At 62.0% G+C, this 20,113-nt stretch carries 13 protein-coding genes; 4 read left to right on the top strand and 9 right to left on the bottom strand.

Features of this window, described 5'->3' with window-relative positions; translation table 11 throughout:
• The first annotated feature begins 237 nt into the window (after positions 1-237).
• The 3 genes from RT131_RS13955 to RT131_RS13945 all read left to right on the top strand — a co-directional run bounded on the left by RT131_RS13955 (position 238) and on the right by RT131_RS13945 (position 1,846).
• Complete coding sequence (locus tag RT131_RS13955) at positions 238-1,038, top strand: aminoglycoside adenylyltransferase family protein (protein WP_313173408.1); 801 nt, start codon at positions 238-240, stop codon at positions 1,036-1,038.
• Between the two features lie 62 nt (positions 1,039-1,100).
• Positions 1,101-1,316 (top strand): DUF4287 domain-containing protein, encoded by a 216-nt coding sequence (locus RT131_RS13950; RefSeq protein WP_313173407.1) that lies wholly within the window; start codon positions 1,101-1,103, stop codon positions 1,314-1,316.
• Between the two features lie 74 nt (positions 1,317-1,390).
• A complete protein-coding gene (locus RT131_RS13945; RefSeq protein ID WP_313173406.1) occupies positions 1,391-1,846 on the top strand; it encodes a GyrI-like domain-containing protein in 456 nt (151 codons plus the stop codon).
• A gap of 121 nt (positions 1,847-1,967) precedes the next feature.
• Here RT131_RS13945 and RT131_RS13940 read toward each other — a convergent pair whose 3' ends face one another.
• On the bottom strand, positions 1,968-2,729 hold the full coding sequence (locus RT131_RS13940; RefSeq protein ID WP_313173467.1) for an SDR family oxidoreductase: 762 nt from the start codon (positions 2,727-2,729) through the stop codon (positions 1,968-1,970).
• Positions 2,730-2,873: 144 nt separating this feature from the next.
• Between RT131_RS13940 and RT131_RS13935 the strand changes: the two genes are divergently transcribed.
• Positions 2,874-3,236, top strand: a complete 363-nt coding sequence (locus RT131_RS13935; protein WP_313173405.1) for a VOC family protein — start codon at positions 2,874-2,876, stop codon at positions 3,234-3,236.
• 353 nt (positions 3,237-3,589) lie between these two features.
• On the opposite strand, the gene RT131_RS13930 is transcribed toward RT131_RS13935, so the two are convergent.
• From RT131_RS13930 to RT131_RS13895, 8 genes are all read right to left on the bottom strand, one after another.
• Positions 3,590-4,573: a T6SS immunity protein Tli4 family protein gene (locus RT131_RS13930; protein ID WP_313173404.1), complete on the bottom strand. Its 984-nt coding sequence runs from the start codon at positions 4,571-4,573 to the stop codon at positions 3,590-3,592.
• 13 nt (positions 4,574-4,586) lie between these two features.
• Positions 4,587-6,209, bottom strand: coding sequence for a hypothetical protein (locus tag RT131_RS13925; protein WP_313173403.1), 1,623 nt, complete (start codon positions 6,207-6,209; stop codon positions 4,587-4,589).
• Positions 6,210-6,212: 3 nt separating this feature from the next.
• Positions 6,213-9,110 carry a type VI secretion system tip protein TssI/VgrG gene (gene tssI, locus RT131_RS13920; RefSeq protein ID WP_313173402.1) on the bottom strand — a complete coding sequence of 966 codons (2,898 nt, stop codon included), beginning with the start codon at positions 9,108-9,110 and terminating at the stop codon, positions 6,213-6,215.
• A 500-nt stretch (positions 9,111-9,610) separates the two neighbouring features.
• Complete coding sequence (locus tag RT131_RS13915; protein WP_313173401.1) at positions 9,611-10,969, bottom strand: T6SS immunity protein Tli4 family protein; 1,359 nt, start codon at positions 10,967-10,969, stop codon at positions 9,611-9,613.
• Between the two features lie 196 nt (positions 10,970-11,165).
• Positions 11,166-12,524: a T6SS immunity protein Tli4 family protein gene (locus RT131_RS13910; RefSeq protein WP_313173400.1), complete on the bottom strand. Its 1,359-nt coding sequence runs from the start codon at positions 12,522-12,524 to the stop codon at positions 11,166-11,168.
• 24 nt (positions 12,525-12,548) lie between these two features.
• Positions 12,549-15,809 (bottom strand): hypothetical protein, encoded by a 3,261-nt coding sequence (locus tag RT131_RS13905; RefSeq protein WP_313173399.1) that lies wholly within the window; start codon positions 15,807-15,809, stop codon positions 12,549-12,551.
• Between the two features lie 42 nt (positions 15,810-15,851).
• Entirely contained in the window at positions 15,852-19,043 is a 3,192-nt protein-coding gene (locus tag RT131_RS13900; RefSeq protein WP_313173398.1) for a type VI secretion system Vgr family protein, read from the bottom strand.
• Positions 19,044-19,602: 559 nt separating this feature from the next.
• Positions 19,603-19,911: a hypothetical protein gene (locus RT131_RS13895; RefSeq protein ID WP_313173397.1), complete on the bottom strand. Its 309-nt coding sequence runs from the start codon at positions 19,909-19,911 to the stop codon at positions 19,603-19,605.
• Positions 19,912-20,113 lie beyond the last annotated feature (202 nt).

Here is a 20,113-nt window from a genome sequence, read left to right as displayed (position 1 = left end):
CTCTGCCGAGCATGGCTCGGCACTACAGCTTTAGCCCCTCTCCCGTTCACGGGAGAGGGGTTGGGGTGAGGGCCGCTTTGGCTGGTAAAGCCCCTGCCGAGCATGCCTCGGCACTACGGTCCTTTCGGGCACGCTGCAAGGGTTGGAGTGAACGCAAGCTATGCAAGGAACGGGCGCCGCAAGGCGCCCGCTCTGTTTACGGCACAATCGGTCCGACACGATTGTCTGCCCGACGCCATGACTGCACCTGTCCCAGAAGCCATCGCCACACAGCTCGCCCTCGCCTGCGAGGTGATCCAGCAACAACTGGCAGCCAACCTGCTCGCCGTTTACCTGTATGGCTCCGCGCTCGACGGTGGTTTGAAGCCACGCAGCGACATCGACCTGCTGGTGATCGTGGCCACGCATCCCGAAGACACCACGTTGCGAACCCTGCAACGCGAGCTGTTGGCCATCTCAGCCCCGCCGGGCCAACACGCAACACGGCGTGCACTGGAAGCAACGGTCATCAGCCTCACCGAAGTGATGCCCTGGCGCCATCCCGCACGCCGCGAACTGCAGTTCGGCGAATGGCTGCGCCAGGACATCGGCGCCGACATCCTGGAACCGCCTACGCACGACCCGGACCTCGCCATCCTCCTCACCAAGGCACGCCAACACAGCATCGCCCTGCAGGGCCCTGCCATCACCGAGCTGCTACCGCCGGTAGCCAAGCGCGATTTCCAGCAGGCACTGGCAGACACGCTGTTGCTGTGGAATAGCGCGGAGGACTGGGATGGTGAGGAAGCCCACATCGTGCTTACCCTGGCACGCATCTGGTACAGCGCGCAGACCGGAAACATCGCGCCGAAGGATGTCGCCGCCGACTGGCTGCTGACGCAATTGCCGGCACACCATCACGCCATTGTCAGCCAGGCCCGGCAGCTGTATCTGGGCCAGGGCGACAGCACTCCCCACTGGCCTGCGGCCGAGCTGGCGGCATTCATTCACGCAGCCAAGGCACGCATTACCGAAATCCTGGCGACACGCCCGCACTGAATCGCCAACGCCCGCACTTTACCGCATCATTCCCAAGCCCCTCCCCTTTGCAGGAAACGCCGATGAGCAGCAGCGAAAGAGTCCAGGGCCCGGCCTCGTATTTCCCGTCCATCGAGAAGACCTACGGCAAGCCGGTGACGCACTGGCTGCAGCTGCTCGGTACGCTCAAGGACAAGAAGCACATGGAACAGGTGGCCTTCCTCAAGGAGCAACACAAAATCGGCCATGGCCACGCCAACGCCCTGGTCGCCTATCACCGTGCGCAGAGCGGAAGCTGACAGCCGCCATCGAACGCCCTACGCATCAGCTGTCCCCTTTCCCATCGACGCCTCCTCTGACAAGAAACACCCACATGCAACCCACGCTCATCGAACGTCCCGCCTTCACCGTCATCGGGATGGAGGCACTCTTCCGCGAAGGCGAAGATGGCTACGCCGAACTCTGGCAGCGCTTCATCCCGCGCGAGGACGAGATCACCGGCAAACTCGAACCTGTCGTCAGCTATGGCGTCTGCGCGCCACAACCCGATGGCACCGTCCGCTACATCACCGGCTTCCAGGTGGCTGCAGACGCGCAGATTCCGGAAGGCATGGTCCGCTTCCAGGTTCCTGCGCAACGCTATGCCGTGTTCACCCATACCGGCACCGCCGCGCAGATCAGTGCCAGCTTCCATGCCATCCACGATCATCTGCTAGCCGAACATGGACTGCAGGCCAGGGACGGCGTTGACCTGGAGCGCTACGACGCGCGTTTTGACGATCCGTTTGATCCGGCCTCGCAGATGGAGCTGCACATTCCGGTGCATTGAGCGGAAACGCGAACAATGCGAACACCGCCTTCTGCCGAGGATCACCACGAACTTCGGCGGCAGGCGGCCAACCGGAGCAGACGGCCGCCGCAAGGCGCCCGTCTGGCATGCGCTCAACGTATCAACCGCGGTGAATGGACACGCCACCGTCCACCAGCATCGCCGCGCCAGTCATGAACGAGGACTGGTCCGAAGCCAGAAACAGCGCCGCCGCCGCCAGTTCGCGCGGCTCCGCGATCCGCTTCAAGGCATGCATGCGCGCCACCTGCGCCATCGCTTCCGGCGAGCCATTCATCTCATGCGCCATCGGGGTATCGGTGCCGCCAGGCAACAAGGCATTCACCCGCAAGCCCTGCGGTCCGAACTCGGAGGCCAATGCCTGGGTCAGGCCAATGATGCCGGACTTGCTGGCCGCATAGGCTGCGGCACCGGCGATGCCCGCCGTATGTCCGACAAACGTCGAGGTAAAGATCAGGCTGCCGCTCCCCGCGCGCAGCATCGCAGGCAACTGGTACTTGGCGGCCAGGAACATCGCGGTGAGATTGGTATCCAGCGTGCGCTGCCAATCGGCCAGCGTTACCTCCGGCGTAGGCCCCAGTGGCCCCATCGTGCCCGCGTTGTTGAAGGCCACATCCAATCGCCCGTACTGCGCCACTGCCAGCTCGACCAAGGCAATTGTGTAGCTTTCGTCGCAAACATCACCGGCAAGGCACACGGCTTGGCCACCATTGCAGGAAATCTCCGCCACCAGTTGGTTCAACTCTGCGCCGCGGCGCGCGCCCAGCACCAGCGCCGCCCCCTCGGCCGCGAACAACAGCGCCGCGGCACGGCCAATACCGGAACTGGCACCGGTGATGATCACGACCTTTCCTTGTAGCTGCATCATGTAGGCTCCAATCAATGAAGAAAGCGCATGCTGCATCCTCGACAGCAGCCTTGCCCGCCAGATTCGGACAGCTAAGCCAACGCAGCAGGATCGCAACCGGAATCAGTGCACGATGGCTGCAATCACGCCGCAGGAGAGAAAATGAGCGACTTCGTCACGGTGCGTTTCACCCTTGCCGTGCGGGACCTGGCCAGATCCACCGACTACTACGCCTCGGTCCTTGGCCTGCAGATGGACTTCACCGCACCCGGCTGGAGCTTCATGTCACGCGGCAGTTTCCGGGTGATGCTGGGCGAGTGCAGCGATGCAACACCGCCACATGCGCTTGGTGACCATGCCTGGTATGGCTACGTCACCGTGTCGGACGCCAGCGCCCTGTTCGAGGAGTACCGAACCGCAGGTGCCGAATTCATCCAGCCGCTTGCCGACAAACCGTGGGGCATGCGCGAGTTCGGAGTGCGCACGATCGACGGCCACAGGATCATGTTTGGCCAGGAGCTTTGAGTCCGGTAGATGCCAGGCACCGGAGAGTGCTTACCCGGCTTAAAAATTGCCGAGCACCCAGGCTGTTGTAGGAGCGGCGTCAGCCGCGAAGCTGGCACATCATCAGATGGCGTTAATAGTCAGGGTTTGGAGACCATCAGCTTCGCGGCTGACGCCGCTCCTACAAAAAGCGGATTCGCCCGGTTGCAAGCGCAGCGCGGGCCCCCTGCGCTGGAACAAACTGCAGCATCAAGATTGCTGTTGTGGGAGCGGCGTAAGCCGCGAAGCTGGAAGATCCGCAGATGGCGCGAATACCCGAAACCTCCGGCACCATCTGCTTCACGGCTTATGCCGTTCCCACAATCAAGAAAAACTTAGATTGCGCCGGGGCGTAGACGCAGGCTACCCAGCACCTGATCCCACAGTCCCAGCGCCTGTGCGTCATCACGGAATGCCGGCACGTCAGCCTTCTCGTCGGTCAACAGCTGCAGCGACAGGAACGGAAACTGCAACGACTCCGCACGGCCCTGCGATTCCCACAGGAAGGCATACATCCTGCGCCCGTCACCTTCAGCATGGGCGAGAATCTCCTGCCCCTGGATCGGCCCGACGTTGCGTTCACCACGGCGCAGGTTACGCATCCGCGCCGCGGCGGCAGCATATTCCGGCGGCAGGTCCGAGGCCCGTTGCAGCAGGGGCTGATCCGGCTTGCCGGTGACATAGGACATCAACGTCATGCGTGCACCTGGATAGGCCCGTGGACGCAGGCCGATGGTCATCTCCTCACTATTGATGCGATTGCCGGCTATGAAGCCGGAATCAATGCAGAAGCCTGCGGCGGTCGGAATGGTGCTGGGATCGCGATAGCTGATCCGTGGCCGCAGTGCGCGGTAGTTTTCGATCGCCGCCGGCAACTTTGCTGCCTCGGTTTCGCCGCTGACCAGGTACTGCACGTTGTGCGCAGGATCCAGCACATACAGCTCCTGGCGATGACCTGCACGGCTGCTTTCGCTGAGCCACGACGTGACCAGCACCGCATTGTCGTCCAGCCGCGTCTCGCTGACCGACATGGACTCCCCGGCCCGATGGCGCGCGGCCTTCAACGCCGCGATACGCGCAGCCACCCGCTGCCGAAACACCTCCGCTGATACCCCCGTAGTCGTCTCCACCTTCTTGCGTGCATACACATAGCCGGGCTGGATCGTGGTCGCCGCAGGAACATCCAGCAGGAATCGCCCAACACACAAAGTCTTCATTTCGCTTCCCTGTCGTTTCGCTGCCGCGCCGGCAACGCCGCCCGAGGCAAAGGTCAGTAGTACCGCAGCCAACACGCTGCGCAGCAGCGGTCGGCGCGTCATCGCGTGCAACACCTCACGCCCAGTCCGCGCCCTGCGCGAAGCGGACGGCGGCATACAGTGTTGCCCAGCGGGTGCGCTCGTCGTTGTAGCTGCCTTGATGGTCATAGCCTTTCTTACCTTTCAATGCGTACTGGCCGGTGCCGAAACTGCCCTGGCGGAAACACCCTGTAACCTCAGCTTTGGGGGCCGCACCTGAACACGCCGGTACTGTGCCATCACCCGGGTCGGTGGGATCGGCGATCTCCAGTTTGATCACCCCTACTGCATCCTTCAGTTTGATCTTGCCGTTGCGGTTGTCCGACACCGGCGTCACCGAGTCCACGCTCGTCATGCGACCACCGCTCCAAACCAGCGAGCCCCAGGCAAGCTGCTTGGCGTCATCACCGTAGTGGGCGAAAGTCGGCTTGTGGTACTTACGCATGATGTCCTTGTGGAAATCACGCACGCCTTCGATATTGATCTGGAAGCTGGTGCGTGGCGTAAGCGCTGGGCCATCCTCCTCCTCACGCGCCGAAGCCGCCGCTGCCGTTGGCGCGCTCGGATCGAGCAATTCGGTATTGCCCTCGGGCACCAGTCCATACCATTTGGTGTTGAGGTAGATCTCGTTGTAGGGATCGCCGCCCACAGGCAAGCGCGTGCCCTCATCGCCCAGTTGCAGCCAGGCCTTGCCTTCGTTGTAGTCGGCGGCGGGCAGCAACTCCAGACCGCCGGCGGACCTGGCCAGGATCGCCACCACCTCACCGGCGTTGCGGCCCAGGATGATGCTGGAGGCACCGGTATAGCCGGCACGGCAGTGGTGGTAGGTCGCCGCTGCGCCGGTCGCTGGCATCACGCCATGGGAGATGCCCAGCAACTTGCCGTAGTTGGATACCTGTGACACCGCGCGCGACACCAGCCCGCCCATCGAGTGGGTCACCAGCAACACTTTCCGCGCGTTGATACCTCGCGTTGCGTAATACGGCAGGATCACATTGTCGATGCGGGCGATGATGTCCTGGGCCGAGTTGCGATTGCTCTGCAGCCAGTTGTATCCCCCCGACCAGACCTCGAAGCGATAGTGCGCCGCGTGCTTGACCTGCTGCTGGGTAAGCGCGGCATTGCCGCCCACCATCTCGCCATACTCAGCCGGCGCGCGTGCGCCTTCCTCCGCCCACCATGGCTGCAGCTTGCCCGCCGACATCAGGTCATTGAGCTTGCGCTGCATCTCGGCCATGACCGGGTTGTAGGCCGAACGCATCAACTGGCCCCAACCACGCTCGCGCGCCAGCGCTTCGGGAATGGAGCCTTCCGCATCCAGCGAGCCGCGGTCATCCACCTCCGAGGTCAACGGATTCAGCAGCCGCTGCCGCGTGGCGGCGCCACGGAACAGGAACACGAACATCTGCCCGATCGCGCCCAGCACCGCGCCGACACCATCGGTGTTCGGCGGCCGCCAGACGGGGTCACCGGTGATCTTCGACTTCAGATTCGTACCCATGATGCCGGGCAGGAAGATGACCGGAATCACCGCGTCGGTATCGGCTTCGACCACCTTGTCGCGTTTGTCCTTGACCTGGGTGAGCCGCGCACGCGCGACCGGCCGGCCATCCTCGTCCCAGTCTCCGCTGGGCAGCACAACTTCCTGTTTCTCTTCCATGCCCTAGACCTTCCCCAGAATCTTGATCAGCACCTCATCGATGCCCTGTCCGCGCTGCCGTGGCAGGCGCCCCTGCGCATCGGTGACCACCTCGCTGCGCCCGCCATCACCGCGGGTGATCTGCACCCGCGTATTGGCCATGGGTTCGCCCGTGGCACGGTGCCGCACCACGTACACATCATCAAATTGTGCGTCCGGCCAACTGTTCATTTCAGTGGACAGATGGGTGGCAGCGAGGAAGCTCTTCTTGCTCGCATGCACGGTGATCTTGCCCGGGCAGTTGAAGCTGATATTGCCCCCCTCAATGGTGACGCTGGCACCACCGGTGGTAGCGATATGGACGGTCTTGCCCGCGCTGAGCTCCACCACGCCCTGCGCACTGGCTGCGCGCAGCGCCTGCCGTGACTGCAGGCGCACCTCGTCATGTTGTGCCTGCACATTCAACGCATCGGTACCGGCCACCACGCTCAAGGCATTGCCGCCGTCGGCACCACTCTCCACTGCGCTGGCCAGCATGCCGATGGCCTGACCCGCATGCAGGCGTGCAGCGCCCATCACGGCGGTATCGCTGTCGCCGCCACTGGCCAACAGCAGGCCTTCCCCTACCGACCAATGCAGCGCCTGCCCGGCGACGTGAACAATCCCTGCCGGCGCCGCGAAGCCCAGCAGCGGGTCACCGCTATGTGGTACCCGGCCATCGCCGGCCGTTGCCTGCCGCTGCCCAGCCTCGTCGCTGGCAGCCTGGTAGTCGGCACCGGACACCGTGGTCCTGGCACTGGCCAGCATCGCCGCCAGCGGTGCCTGGTCCGGCACGATGCTGGAGCGATCCTTGCCGCGCGCACCTTCCTTCATCGCCAATGCACTGGTCAGGTGCGTGCGTGCCGCTTGATTGAAGCGCGTGCTCAAGACCTGCAACTGATTGAGCAACGCCGCCGGTTGCACGGCTTCACCCGCGGGACTCCCGGCCCGATGCGCATAGGCACTGAACCACGCGCCCGAGGTAGTGCGCACCGCACCCCAGGCATCACTGCGCAGTTCGAAACCAGTGCCACGCAGGCTGCCGCGGAAGTTGTCGGCCTGATGGCGCAGATGGCCAAGGCTCAACTGCGAGGTCTGCTGGCTGCTGGCCAGCTGCACCCGCAACTGCTGGTCGCTGTCGTCAAACAGCAGGTGATTGCTGCCTTCGCCGCCCTCCCATTCGCGCGACCGGATACCCCACATCGCCCCGGCATTACGGTGTGCATCATCGCCTGCACCGGCCCCATGCCAGGCCGGTGCATGGCCACCACTCAGGTTGCCCTGTGCGCTGGCAGTGCCATCGCGCGCCTGCGCATATGCGCTGTGATCCGCATCGGCACTGGCGCCAGCCGGCGTAGGCGCAATACCCGCTTCGCCACGCCCGTTGTACAGGGCACCCAGCACGATGGGCCTATCGATATCGCCATCGAGGAACCCGACCAGCACCTCCTGCCCGATGCGCGGCAGGAACTGTGCACCGACCCCGGGGCCCGCATAACGTTGGGCTACCCGCAACCAGGTGGTGTCGCCCTGCCCGTCCTGGAAATGGAAGCGCACTCGAATCCGGCCAAGGTTGTCTGCGTGCACGTCCTTGCTGTTGCCGCCCTGCCCCGCGACAACCACCGCCGTCTGATAACCCGGCACGGTCGGCCGTGGATTCAGCCGATGGCCATTGTCATCCTCCAGCGCAGGTCGCCAAGGCAGGTTACGCTCGGTGGCCTTGAAGCGATTGGCGTAACCCACTTTCTCGGCCTGCTCCCACAGCCCTGCATCGCCTGCCGCCAGCGGGGCCACACCCAAGGCATCGTCCATCGCTTGTCGCACGTCAGTCGGCAGGTTGTTGACGCCGGCATGCTCCACATCCACCAGCAACAACTCGGGCGCGGTCGCAAACGGTGCCTGCTGCACCTCAAGCCAGGTGCCGGAACGCAAGCCACGCACCGTACCCTGGCCCTGCCAGCTGCGGCCATGGACTTCATGCGCCTGCGCCTGCAAACGGGCGTACCAATCGGCCGCACCGGCATTGCTGAACGCATACGCGCCCACCGCGTCATAACTCTCGCGCCTGGAGGCCTCACCGCCCCCCTCCAGCGGCAGCTGCGTACTGATGCTGCGCACCTGGCGGTAGTCATCACTGAGCAGGCTCAGGCTGGTGCTGCCCAAGGCGCGACGCCGGCCAAGCGTCTGGATGCTGTCCGCGGATTCGGTGGCATCACTGCGATGGAAGCGCACACCGGAGGCGGCACTGCTTGCGTCCTGTGGCAGGCCCAGACTGTCGGCAAAGATCTCCATGCCATTGCCGCATGGCGATTGTTCTTCGGCGTACAAACGCCAACCCAGTCCCTCCTCGGCCAACAGCCGTTGCAGGAAGTCCAGGTCGCTCTCGCGGTACTGCACGCAATAGCTGCGCACGCGCGTACCAATGAATTCGTCGCAGCCTTCGGCCCACCGCCAATTGGCCAGGTCCGGATAGTCGGCAAGCACCGCGTCGACGATCTCGCGCACGCTCTTGTCCTGGAACACCCGGCTGTGGCGCGCATGCTGCAGCCACCAGGTCCACGACCGCAGCGACAGGCGATAGCGCACCAATCCGCCATCACTGCCCAAGCGCTGCGCCTGCGCGACCAGACCGCTACGTTGCTGCTCACCGCCATCGGCCATGCGCATCACCAGCACCGCCTGGGTGCCAAGCAGCGTATCCAGCGCGACACCTTGATCGGTGGACAGCACATCCACATCCGTCTGCGCATGCGCAGACAGTCCATCGCGGCCCCACCAGCGCTCGACCATGCCCCCGTCAAATCCTGGGCAGCGCCACTGGTACTGCCGCTGTGCATCACTCGGCGCAGCCACCTGCGCCATCAGGCTATTCAGCTTATCCATGCCAACCCAATGCCATACCCGCCCGCCCTTCAGCAGACGCAATCGGATCCCCCAGTCCGAATCTATCAGAACTTTCCTATAGCCCGCGTTACGGGTTGGAGGGGGCGGATTGGTGGGGACAGCTTGGAAATTGGCTCAAATTGCGGCCTTTGCGAATGCTTGCGTGAAGACACCAGTTCTATTCACAAATGTGTAGAACTCCACCTGATCGCTCGTAGAGAGACTGGTGTCACGGTTCTTCGATTTCGCCGGGCGCGCCTCAAAACACTTCTGCGATCTGCTTATTGCCAGCTCATGCGTCGCTTAGCGCTCTTCATGATTTTCTTGGTCGGAACTATGTCCCAGCAACTTCCTTGTTACCCCTGAGCAAAGCTGCGCTTCGGCCCCTCCCCTTGCGCAGCAGGGGGAGGTTGGGAGGGGGTTGCTGCAGGCGTGCACAGCCTCAAAAGCACCCCTCCCCTTCGATGCGCGAAAGGGAGAGAGCAGAGCTGCTGTCCCGCCTACTCTGGCGAAACAATCTGCTTGCTCAATAGGCGTTCGTAATCAGGCATCTCCGGCGTGGTATGCCGCAAGTGCAGGTTGTGCAGGATGGCGTCGAAACGCTTTTCGCTTTCCTCCAGCGGCGGCGGTTGCTGCTTCAGCTGCGGATAGGTCTGTTGCGACCAACCCTGCATCGTCATCGAAACGAAGGGCATTGCTTGAACGCCTTCAATCCCTGGCATGCCTGCATACAGCTGGTAAGTCCGCACGCTGGGATCGCGCTTGGTATCCCCTTCACGGGTGATCGCGATACCGGTTTTATCGAAGCTCAACCCGCCCGCTAGAATTCCACCCGGTTTGACTACATCGCGCCGCTGCACGTCATCTGCCGGCATTGTCAGCAGCACACCGGGATAGGCCAGGACCTGCCTCCAGTTGGAGATGGGTTGCTTGGCGATACCTTCGCCTTCCTCTGGTGCCGGCCGGTAACCCGTATCGATGCTGTAGGCCACATTGGGCCGGTCCACGTAACGGAACGATGCATGCGCGTGGTAGTCCGTGGTGCCGTCGTCGGCGAAGAACAGGCCGGGGAAACAGACACCGGGTTCGTCCGGTACTTCGCCGGGCGCGCGTAGCCGCATGCGCTTGATGTCGCGGCGGATCTTGGCCAGGGCTTCCTCTCGGAGTGGATTGCCTTCTTCCGAGTTCACAGTGGACACCAGCGAAATGACATTGCCACCCAGTAGCGCGCGTACGGCCAATCGGCCGGTGCCGCTTTCTGTCGCAAGCTCGCCGGGAAAGCCGAAACTGTGGATGCGTCGATTATGGGCAATCTTCAGCTTTTCCTTGGCCGCCTCAACTGCTGCTTCTCGTCCCCTGATTATTGCCTCATCCGCACCCCTTGCTCGAGCCTCCTCAACTGCAGCCTCGCGCCTCTGCACACCCCTTGTCCACGCCGCAACGCTCGCACCACGATCAGCAACCTGATATCGATCCCGATGCATTTCCATCACTTCCTCCGTCGCCGACTGCGACACCATTACCCGCATTACCCCGTAGCCCATACGTTCGCGACGATCGCCAGGTACGCCATCCGGGAACAAGGGTGGTTCGTTGTCCTCCACCTTTCGCAGCGGGTCAAGCGCCCATTCGATTGGGCCATCCACCTCGAATACCAGTCGTCCCAGACACTCGCGGGTAGAACCTGGCGTCCAGGTCGGCCTGAAGTCGCGCGTTGTCTGCAAACGCGGCATATGCTGCTGCAGACGTTCTTCAACTACAGGGCCGGAGTGAGGCGCCGACGATGGCGTTGAGGCATCACAGCCGGCCGGGCCGAGCAGCGTTGCTAAAGTGATCAATACTGCTTTGACGATCTTCATGATCTCTCTGGGTTGGAACGATGTTCCAGGGACTTCCTTGTTACCCCCTGAGCAACGCTGCGCTTCGGCCCCTCCCCTTGCGCAGCAGGGGGAGGTTGGGAGGGGGTTGCTGCAGGCCTGCACAGCCTCAAAAGCCCCCCTCCCCAGCCCTCCCCTTCGCGACGCGAAAGGGAAGGAGCAGAGCTGCTGCCCTTGCTTACTTGGGTGAAGCAGTCTGCTTGCCCAATAGGCGTTCGTAATCCGGCATCTCCGGCGTGGTGTGCCGCAGGTGCAGGTTGTGCAGGATGGCGTCGAAACGCTTTTCACTTTCCTCCAGCGGCGGCGGTTGCTGCTTCAGCTGCGGATAGGTCTGTTGCGACCAACCCTGCATCGTCATCGAAACGAAGGGCATTGCTTGAACGCCTTCAATCCCTGGCATGCCTGCATACAGCTGGTAAGTCCGCACGCTGGGATCGCGCTTGGTATCCCCTTCACGGGTGATCGCGATACCGGTTTTATCGAAGCTCAACCCGCCCGCTAGAATTCCACCCGGTTTGACTACATCGCGCCGCTGCACGTCATCTGCCGGCATTGTCAGCAGCACACCGGGATAGGCCAGGACCTGCCTCCAGTTGGAGATGGGTTGCTTGGCGATACCTTCGCCTTCCTCTGGTGCCGGCCGGTAACCCGTATCGATGCTGTAGGCCACATTGGGCCGGTCCACGTAACGGAACGATGCATGCGCGTGGTAGTCCGTGGTGCCGTCGTCGGCGAAGAACAGGCCGGGGAAACAGACACCGGGTTCGTCCGGTACTTCGCCGGGCGCGCGTAGCCGCATGCGCTTGATGTCGCGGCGGATCTTGGCCAGGGCTTCCTCTCGGAGTGGATTGCCTTCTTCCGAGTTCACAGTGGACACCAGCGAAATGACATTGCCACCCAGTAGCGCGCGTACGGCCAATCGGCCGGTGCCGCTTTCTGTCGCAAGCTCGCCGGGAAAGCCGAAACTGTGGATGCGTCGATTATGGGCAATCTTCAGCTTTTCCTTGGCCGCCTCAACTGCTGCTTCTCGTCCCCTGATTATTGCCTCATCCGCACCCCTTGCTCGAGCCTCCTCAACTGCAGCCTCGCGCCTCTGCACACCCCTTGTCCACGCCGCAACGCTCGCACCACGATCAGCAACCTGATATCGATCCCGATGCATTTCCATCACTTCCTCCGTCGCCGACTGCGACACCATTACCCGCATTACCCCGTAGCCCATACGTTCGCGACGATCGCCAGGTACGCCATCCGGGAACAAGGGTGGTTCGTTGTCCTCCACCTTTCGCAGCGGGTCAAGCGCCCATTCGATGGGACCATCTACCTCGAATACCAGTCGCCCTAGGCACTCGCGGGTAGAACCTGCCGTCCAGGTCGGACTGAAATCACGCGTTGTCTGCAAACGCGGCATGTGCCGCTGCAGACGCTCTTCAACCACAGGCCCGGAGAGTGGCACCGACGGCGGCGTTGACGCGTTGCAAGCTACCGGCCCGAACAGCAGCACAGAAACAAATGTCAGCGTTCGAGCTATCTTCATTTGCAATTCCATTACGTGTTTGCCTCAAGCTTTAGTTGGCAGCGGCACAGTCTCAACCCGTGCAATATGTACACCATCATCGTGGGCCTGACCTGCTTCAACCTTGGCCAGGATAGACAGCGCAAAGCCCGTGTTATTGCTTTCTTTAGCCAACCACCCCAACGGCAAAGCACAAATGAAGCCCAGCACCCCAACCGGCACACCCTCCGGTGCGACACCGGTCACGCCTTGCGGGCGGGATTTGGCGTCATAACTAACCTCCCAGATCAGATGCCCGTCATCATCGGCACGCTTTACCTCACGCCAGAACAGGGGGTCAAACGGCATCCGGAACTTCAGCTTGCCGCGACTTTCTCCGTACTGCTCCGCCGCTTTTGTATCCCCTGGTTCCGGATAGCGCCATGTAGGCCAAAGCGCTGTGCTCATATTCAATGCGTTACGCGGATCTGTCGAAACAACCGGTGCAGGCGCGCTCCTCGGCACAAAGGCAAAAGCCGCCTCATACGCGTTCGCATTATCAATGGCTTGTTCTCGTATGAAACTAATGGAGCGCTTGGCGGCGGGTTGCGCGAGAACTTCCGGGGCCAGCAGCTTGTCCGCTGGCCGCACACTCCCGTTACTTTTTTCACCAAAGATATTCCGCCACAGGGACTTTCTGAATTCATGCACGCGCGCGGAAACCTTTGACGTGCGCACCCCATCTAACTTCACCGTCGCCTGTGGGCCACCGGCTACAATCACCGCCAACTCAGAATCTCTTGCCCCCAGCATGCTGCGGTCATTGATGTTGGCACTACCGAGCACTGCGACATTGTCATCGGCAATCAAGAGCTTGCTGTGCACATAAATCTGCTCGGTTACTGGTCGTCCGCTGGCGACGACTGCGTGATTGCGCAGGTTGAGCAGCGTTACATAGTCCGACCAACGCATACCCGCATCCTGACGCAGCAGATCTTCCAACAACATCTCCTGCGCCTTCTTCAGCGCCTGCTCCTCACTCAGTCCACCGTGCTCTTGCTCATACCGTGCAACCAATGCCCGGCGCACACAATTGACCAAGCTCTGGGTACCATGCACCAGTGACTGCATGGTCAAATCCACCTGGCGCATAAGTGTTATCTGGTCAAGCATGCCTTCCGGGTGCACTGGCACCACCAGATAGACGTGGAACGGATTGCCTTCGTTGATTGCACGCTCGATGCGCCGCGCCAGAGCCTTGTTGATCGGGTTGAGCAACTTCGATTGGTACAGCGATTTCGGTCGCGGGTTCTGCTGACTCGGCTTCTCCTTGCCCGCGCGCTCCAGCACATCGACAGCAGTGATGGTCTCGTGATTACTGAGGATACGCCGCACCGCACGCTCGAACGCCTGGTAGTCATCATCAAGCAGTACTTTACCGGTGTTCTGCCACTTCACCGTGGCCGGATTGATGGTGTTGATCGGCACATCCTTGATGCCCAACAATTCCGCGTACTTGTCGTAGCCTTCCAGTCCGCGGATGGAAACCATCGCGCCCGCTGGCCCTGACAGCGGCTTGTCAGGCTCGTAGTCATCCACAAAGCCGGCGTTGTCACTCTGAAAAAACTGGCCTTCGATGTAGATGAATTGCTGGGCACCATGAATCGCCTTCAGCATGGCCTTCAGGCAGTTATTCTGTACAGGTGCCTTGGCTTGTTGGGCGCCTGCCGCATGTTCCGCCCGCAATAGTTCTTCTGGAGCACTGCGTAATACCTGAACCCAACAGCTTTTGTTGGGCGCCGCGCCCGCAACGATATTCTTTGGTCTGTGTTGCGGCTCGATGTTGGCTACATTCGACCTCGAGGGTGTCACTATATTGAATAGCAGCATGAAATAGTGCACCAAAGGCTGATGGCGATTGGCGGAGTACGTCCCCCGATACGCTTGCGCGACTGCATTCCAACGCTGAGTGAAGTTCCGGCTGAGATCGTGAACTGCCGGCCCCTCGATACCGCAATGTACGTCATGCCAAGGCTGCCGAGGCTGGCGCTCCGGGTCGACCATGCGGGTCTGGCCTGGATGCTGCTTTACAGGCTCGTCAAACAAGCGGTCATAGCGCTCGAACGCACCTATCCACTCGCTGGAGAGGCTAACCAGTACGCCGACGAGAGCGTTTACCGCGTCCCCGACCAAAGCGAAGATCTCTTTTTTATAGGGAAGCTGGGAGATATCGACCCCGAGCAACAGGTCCCACATCAGGTCAACGCTCTGCCTGAACTCCTGGCCACCTTTATCCCAGAGCCTGCGAATTTCACGTCGCTGCGGAGAGGGCACTTTGTTCCAAAGCCACTGCTGGGCCTCGACGACTTTGGCCTCGCCATACTCCAATGCTTTGGCACCTTCCCCTTCCAGCGGGTTATGGCGATCAACGAAGTCTTTTATGCCATCGCGTTGATCGCTCATCCAGTCGCTTATGCTTTTACTGAAGTCGACCGTACGCGCAAAGATGCCCCTCGCTGGCGTGAACGGAAACACGGCCAATCCCCGCCCTATCGGCAGCAAGCCAGCGATCAGCAGCTCTATCAGCGGCACGCAATCACTCAGCTCCACCGCCGTTGGCTCTTTGATGGGCGGGATATTTGGCGAATAGTATTCCCCCAAAGTACGCCCCTCAGCCAGCAAACTATACGTACCGGTTTCGCGCCTACCGTAGGCCAGGTCGATGCCGCCAACGAACGCTTTTTTGTTATCCACCACCACCATTTTCTGGTGATGCGAAAAGAATGCGTTCAAGCTGCTCATGTCACTCTGGCCGAGCGCCGGCATGCAGTACGCACGGCCCTTCCTGGGAACTCTATTGATCAGTCCCTTGCCGCCATTGAGATGGAACACCGCCATCATGGTGTGCAGATAACCGGTGTCTATCGGCCCCGGCGGCGCCAACCACGGCATCACATAGACCGTGGCGCCGTTCTCCACAGCTTTGTCCAAACAAGACAGCAACGTACTGCCGTCGCCCATCTGTACGGCGTAATTGATCTGCCAGCCAGCGATGAAAACGCTCTCTTGTGCGTTGCTGATCTCACGGGCCACGCGCTTGAAGTAGCTGTCACCACAGACAAAGAACTCAACATCGTGACCTGGCAGTGGCTGCCCGAATACTTCGGACCATTCGGGGAGCGCTGGATCGAGCACAACACTCTGGCCTTCAAAGGCCTCCCCCAACTTGTCATCGGTATTGGTCAAGAACCAGCCAGGTTGCTCATAGGCGCGCTGCGCCTTACCGCTGTCATCAACAATCTGCGTTACGGTCCTTCTACCATTCATGAGTCCCTTCCTTGCGCCAACGCGCAATTGTTGCGCGGTTAGTCAACGCTTTATGAAATCTTTCAACTTTGCCGATGTGCCGCCTTGGTCGAATCGCTCAACGGCGTTCCTTGCATAATTCATTTCACCTTGCTGGCGGATGCCGACCATGTCGGTGCGTACCGCCGCGGTGAAGCCAGCGGCGCCAAGCTCCATGCGCAAGCGTTGATCTTCATCCCAGTCACCCTTGTCACGGGCAACATCGATCTGCACCGAGTGGCCGGGGTACAGCAACCAAAGCTGGCTTGGTGTGCCAGCGTATTCGCGCGCCAACAGCTGCTGCTGATCGTCATCCAGCACAACATGGCCGTCAGCATCGGTTACCCCCTCCAGCAGCACACGCTTTGCATCACGCAAGGCAGCGCCGAAAGGTTTGCCACGGTTCCTGATGATTCTCCAGGACGTTTCCGCTAGCGGGTTACCGGTTGGACCGGGCATATCCTGCAACCAGAAATCGAAGTCCATCGGTTCCGGCGCGAAGCTGGGGACCGGGAAAGTTGGCAGTTCCCTGGCCAACTCAGCAGGCCCCACAAACGACTTCTTGCTCGCATGCACGGTAATCGTGCCCGGGCAGTTGAACGTGATGTTTCCGCCCTCGATGGTCACGCTGGCGCCGCCTGAAGTCGCAATGTGGATCGTCTTGCCTGCTGCAAGCTCCACCACGCCCTGCGCGCTGGCGGCGCGTAGCGCCTGACGTGACTGCAGGCGTAGTTCGTCGTGTTGTGCCTGCACGTTCAATTCGCCGGTGCCAGCCACCACGCTCAAGGCATTTCCGCCTTCCGCGCCGCCCTCTACCGCACAGGCCAACATGCCGATGGCCTGCCCGGCGTGCAGGCGGGCGTTACCCATTACCGCAGTGTCGCTGTCGCCACCGCTGGCCAGCAGCAGGCCTTCGCCTACCGACCAGTGCAGGGCCTGCCCTGCGACGTGGACGATGCCTGCGGGCGCGGCAAAGCCCAGCAGGGGGTCGCCGCTGTGCGGGACGCGGCCGCTGCCTGCTGTGGCCTGGCGCTGTGCAGCTTCGCCGCTGGCGGCGTCGAATGCCGTGCCCGCGACCGTCGTCCTGGCGCTGGCCAGCATGGCGGCCAGAGGCGCCTGATCCGGCACGATGCTTGAACGCTCCTTGCCGCGCGCGCCTTCCTTCATCACCAACGTGCTGGTCAGGTGGGTGCGGGCGGCTTGGCTGAAACGGGTGCTCAGGCTTTGCAGTTGGCCGAGCAACGCCGCTGGCTGCACGGCTTCGCCAGCAGGGCTGTTGCTGCGATGCGTATAGGCACTGAACCATGCACCGGAGCTGGCGCGTACCGCGCCCCAGGCGTCGCTGCGCAGTTCAAAACCGGTGCCGCGCAGGCTGCCGAGGAAGTTGTCGGCCTGGTGGCGCAGGTGACCGAGGCTCAGCTGCGAGGTCTGCTGGCTGCTGGCCAGCTGCACGCGCAGTTGTTGATCGCTGTCGTCGAACAGGAGGTGATTGCTGCCTTGGCCGCCTTCCCATTCGCGCGAGCGGATGCCCCAGACAGCACCCGCATTGCGGTGGGCGTCGTCGCCCGCGCCTGCGGCATGCCATGCGGGTGCGTGCCCGCCACTCAGATTGCCCTGTGCGCTGCCGGCGTTATCGCGTGCCTGTGCATAGGCACTGCGCTCGTCGTTGCCGCTGGCGCCTGCGGGCGTCGGTGCAACACCTGCTTCACCGCGGCCGTTGTAGAGCGCGCCCAGCACGATCGGCCGGTCGATATCCCCATCCAGAAAACCCACCAGCACTTCCTGGCCGATGCGCGGCAGGAACTGTGCGCCCACACCCGGGCCTGCGTAACGCTGGGCCACGCGCAGCCAGGTGGTATCGGCCTCGCCATTCTGGAAATGGAAGCAGACGCGGATACGGCCCAAGCTGTCGGCGTGGACGTCCTGGCCCTTGCCGCCATGCGAAGCGATGACGCGTGCGGTCTGGTAGCCCGGTGCGGTCGGGCGCGGGTTGAGCCGCTGGCCGGTGCCATCCACCAACGCAGGCCGCCATGGCATCGCGCGCTCGGTCGCCTTGAAGCGATTGGCATAACCCACCTTCTCGGCCTGCAGCCACAGGGCTGCATCTGCCGTGTTGATGGGCGGCTTGCCTAGTGCGTCATCCAGCGCCTGCCGAACATCGGTGGGCAGGTTATTGATGCCGGCGTGATCCAACTCGGTCAGCAGCAATTCCGGCGCGGATGAAAACGGCGCCTGCTGCACCTGTATCCAGGTGCCGGATTGGAAACCACGCACCGTAGCTTGGCCAAGCCAGGTACACGCGTGCACCTCATGCGCCTGCGCTTGCAGCCGCGCATACCACCCCGCCGCAGCCGCGTTGCTGAATGCATAAGCACCTACCACATCGTAGCTCTCGCGCTGCGATTGCTCGCCACCGCCATCCACCGGCAGCTGCGCGCTGATACCACGTACGGAACGGTAATCGTCACTCAGCAAGCTGATGCGGTTGCTGCCCAGTGCACGCTGCCGGCCCAGCGTCTGGATGATATCGCTGGATTCCGTGGCGTCACTGCGATGGAAGCGCACGCCGACCGAGGCACTTGCGGCATCCTGCGGCAGCGCCGAACTGTCAGCGAATATCTCCATGCTGTTGCCACACGGTGCCTGCTCATCCTGGCATAGGCGCCAGCCCAGGCCCTCTTCGGCAAGCAGCCGCTGCACGAAGGCCAGATCGCTTTCACGGTACTGCACGCAGTAGCTGCGCGCGCGCGCGGCAATGAACTCATCGCAACCCTCGGCCCAGCGCCAACGCGCCAGCTCCGGATAGCCCTCGAGCACGCTGTCCACGATCTGCCGAAGCGTCTTGTCCTGGAATACGCGGCTATGCCGTGCGTGCTGCAACCACCAGGTCCAGGACTGCAGTGAGAAGCGGTAGCGAACCAGGCCACCGTCGCTGCCCAGGCACGTTGCCGATGCAATCAAACCGCTGCGGCGTTGTTCACCACCATCGGCGGTGCGCATACGCAAGATCGCCGGCTTGGCGAGCAGTGCCTGCAGGTCCGCGCCCTGTTCGGTGGCAAGTACATCCACCTCGGTGGCGGCATGTGCAGACAAGGCATCTCGCCCCCGCCAACGCTCGACCACGTTGTTGCCAAACGCATCGCACTGCAGTTGGTATTGCCGCTGGGCATTACCCAGCACAGCGATCTGCGCCATCAGGTTATTCAGCTTATCCATGCCTATTCCAGATGTGATGACTGTCTGCAATCTGCAGACACCAATCGGATTCCTTTCGCGGAATTTACCAGAAGTCGGCGGCGCAGGTTTTCACAGCGCCTGCGTTGCAGCCACCGCCCGGTACCCGGGCCTATCCACAGCGCCTGCTGCCAGTGCGTAGGGGGAAGAAGCTTGATTTCAATGGTTACCGATCAACCCGAAAGCCGCGGAAACGCCCGCTGGCGCACTGTTTTTCACGACTAATCCGTACAAAAGCCAGATTCGTCTCGAATGTCCGAACATGAGCGCGTTCCTGAGGCCATCAGGCGCATTGGACAGCCCATCTGCGCAGATCGAGCGCCGCCAGCACAACTGAGCGCTGATCGGTTGGTCATTATCCGGGTTCAGCCGTACCCAGCACTTCACCCTCCCGGATTGCCCTGCACTACCACCGAGCCAAGGACCCGCCACATGCAGTGGACTGATGATCTTGGAGTGGATGCGTGCAATAACGTGATTGAAGAACGTGTCTGGCATCTGCGCAATGGCCCGGACGCTTACGGCGATAAGTCGCCAGCGATTACCGGACCGCGGAATAGAGTTCCGCTTCAATGATGTCGCGCCAGTGTTTCCACCGGTGGAAGAAGAAGCGCTTGAAACCCACTGGAAGGAAGCCATCGCCATCATCGCGCGTTCTCCGCAGCTTGATGCGTTGCGCTTTCGTTGCAATGTCTGATTTGCGTTTCTGATTGGTGAAGGCGTGGGCATTGCGTTTCTTGCGAACGCGCCATCCCCGCCCTTCCCTTCGCTGCGCGAAAGGGAGGAAGCGAAGCGGTAGTGCCGAGCCATGGTCGGCAGAGGCTTTCCCGGCAAGGCCCCAGCCGAGCATGGCTCGGCTCTACACGGGCAAAAGCCAACCCCTCCCCAACCCTCCCCTTCGCTGCGCGAAAGGGAGGGGGCGAAGCGGTAGTGCCGAGCCATGCTCGGCAGAGGCTTTCCCGGTAAGGCCCTAGCCGAGCATGGCTCGGCTCTACATGGGCAAAAGCCAACCCCTCCCCAACCCTCCCCTTCGCTGCGCGAAAGGGAGGGGG

Source organism: Stenotrophomonas sp., assembly GCF_032066555.1.
GTDB lineage: Bacteria > Pseudomonadota > Gammaproteobacteria > Xanthomonadales > Xanthomonadaceae > Stenotrophomonas.
This window is presented reverse-complemented; position numbering and strand designations above follow the sequence as displayed.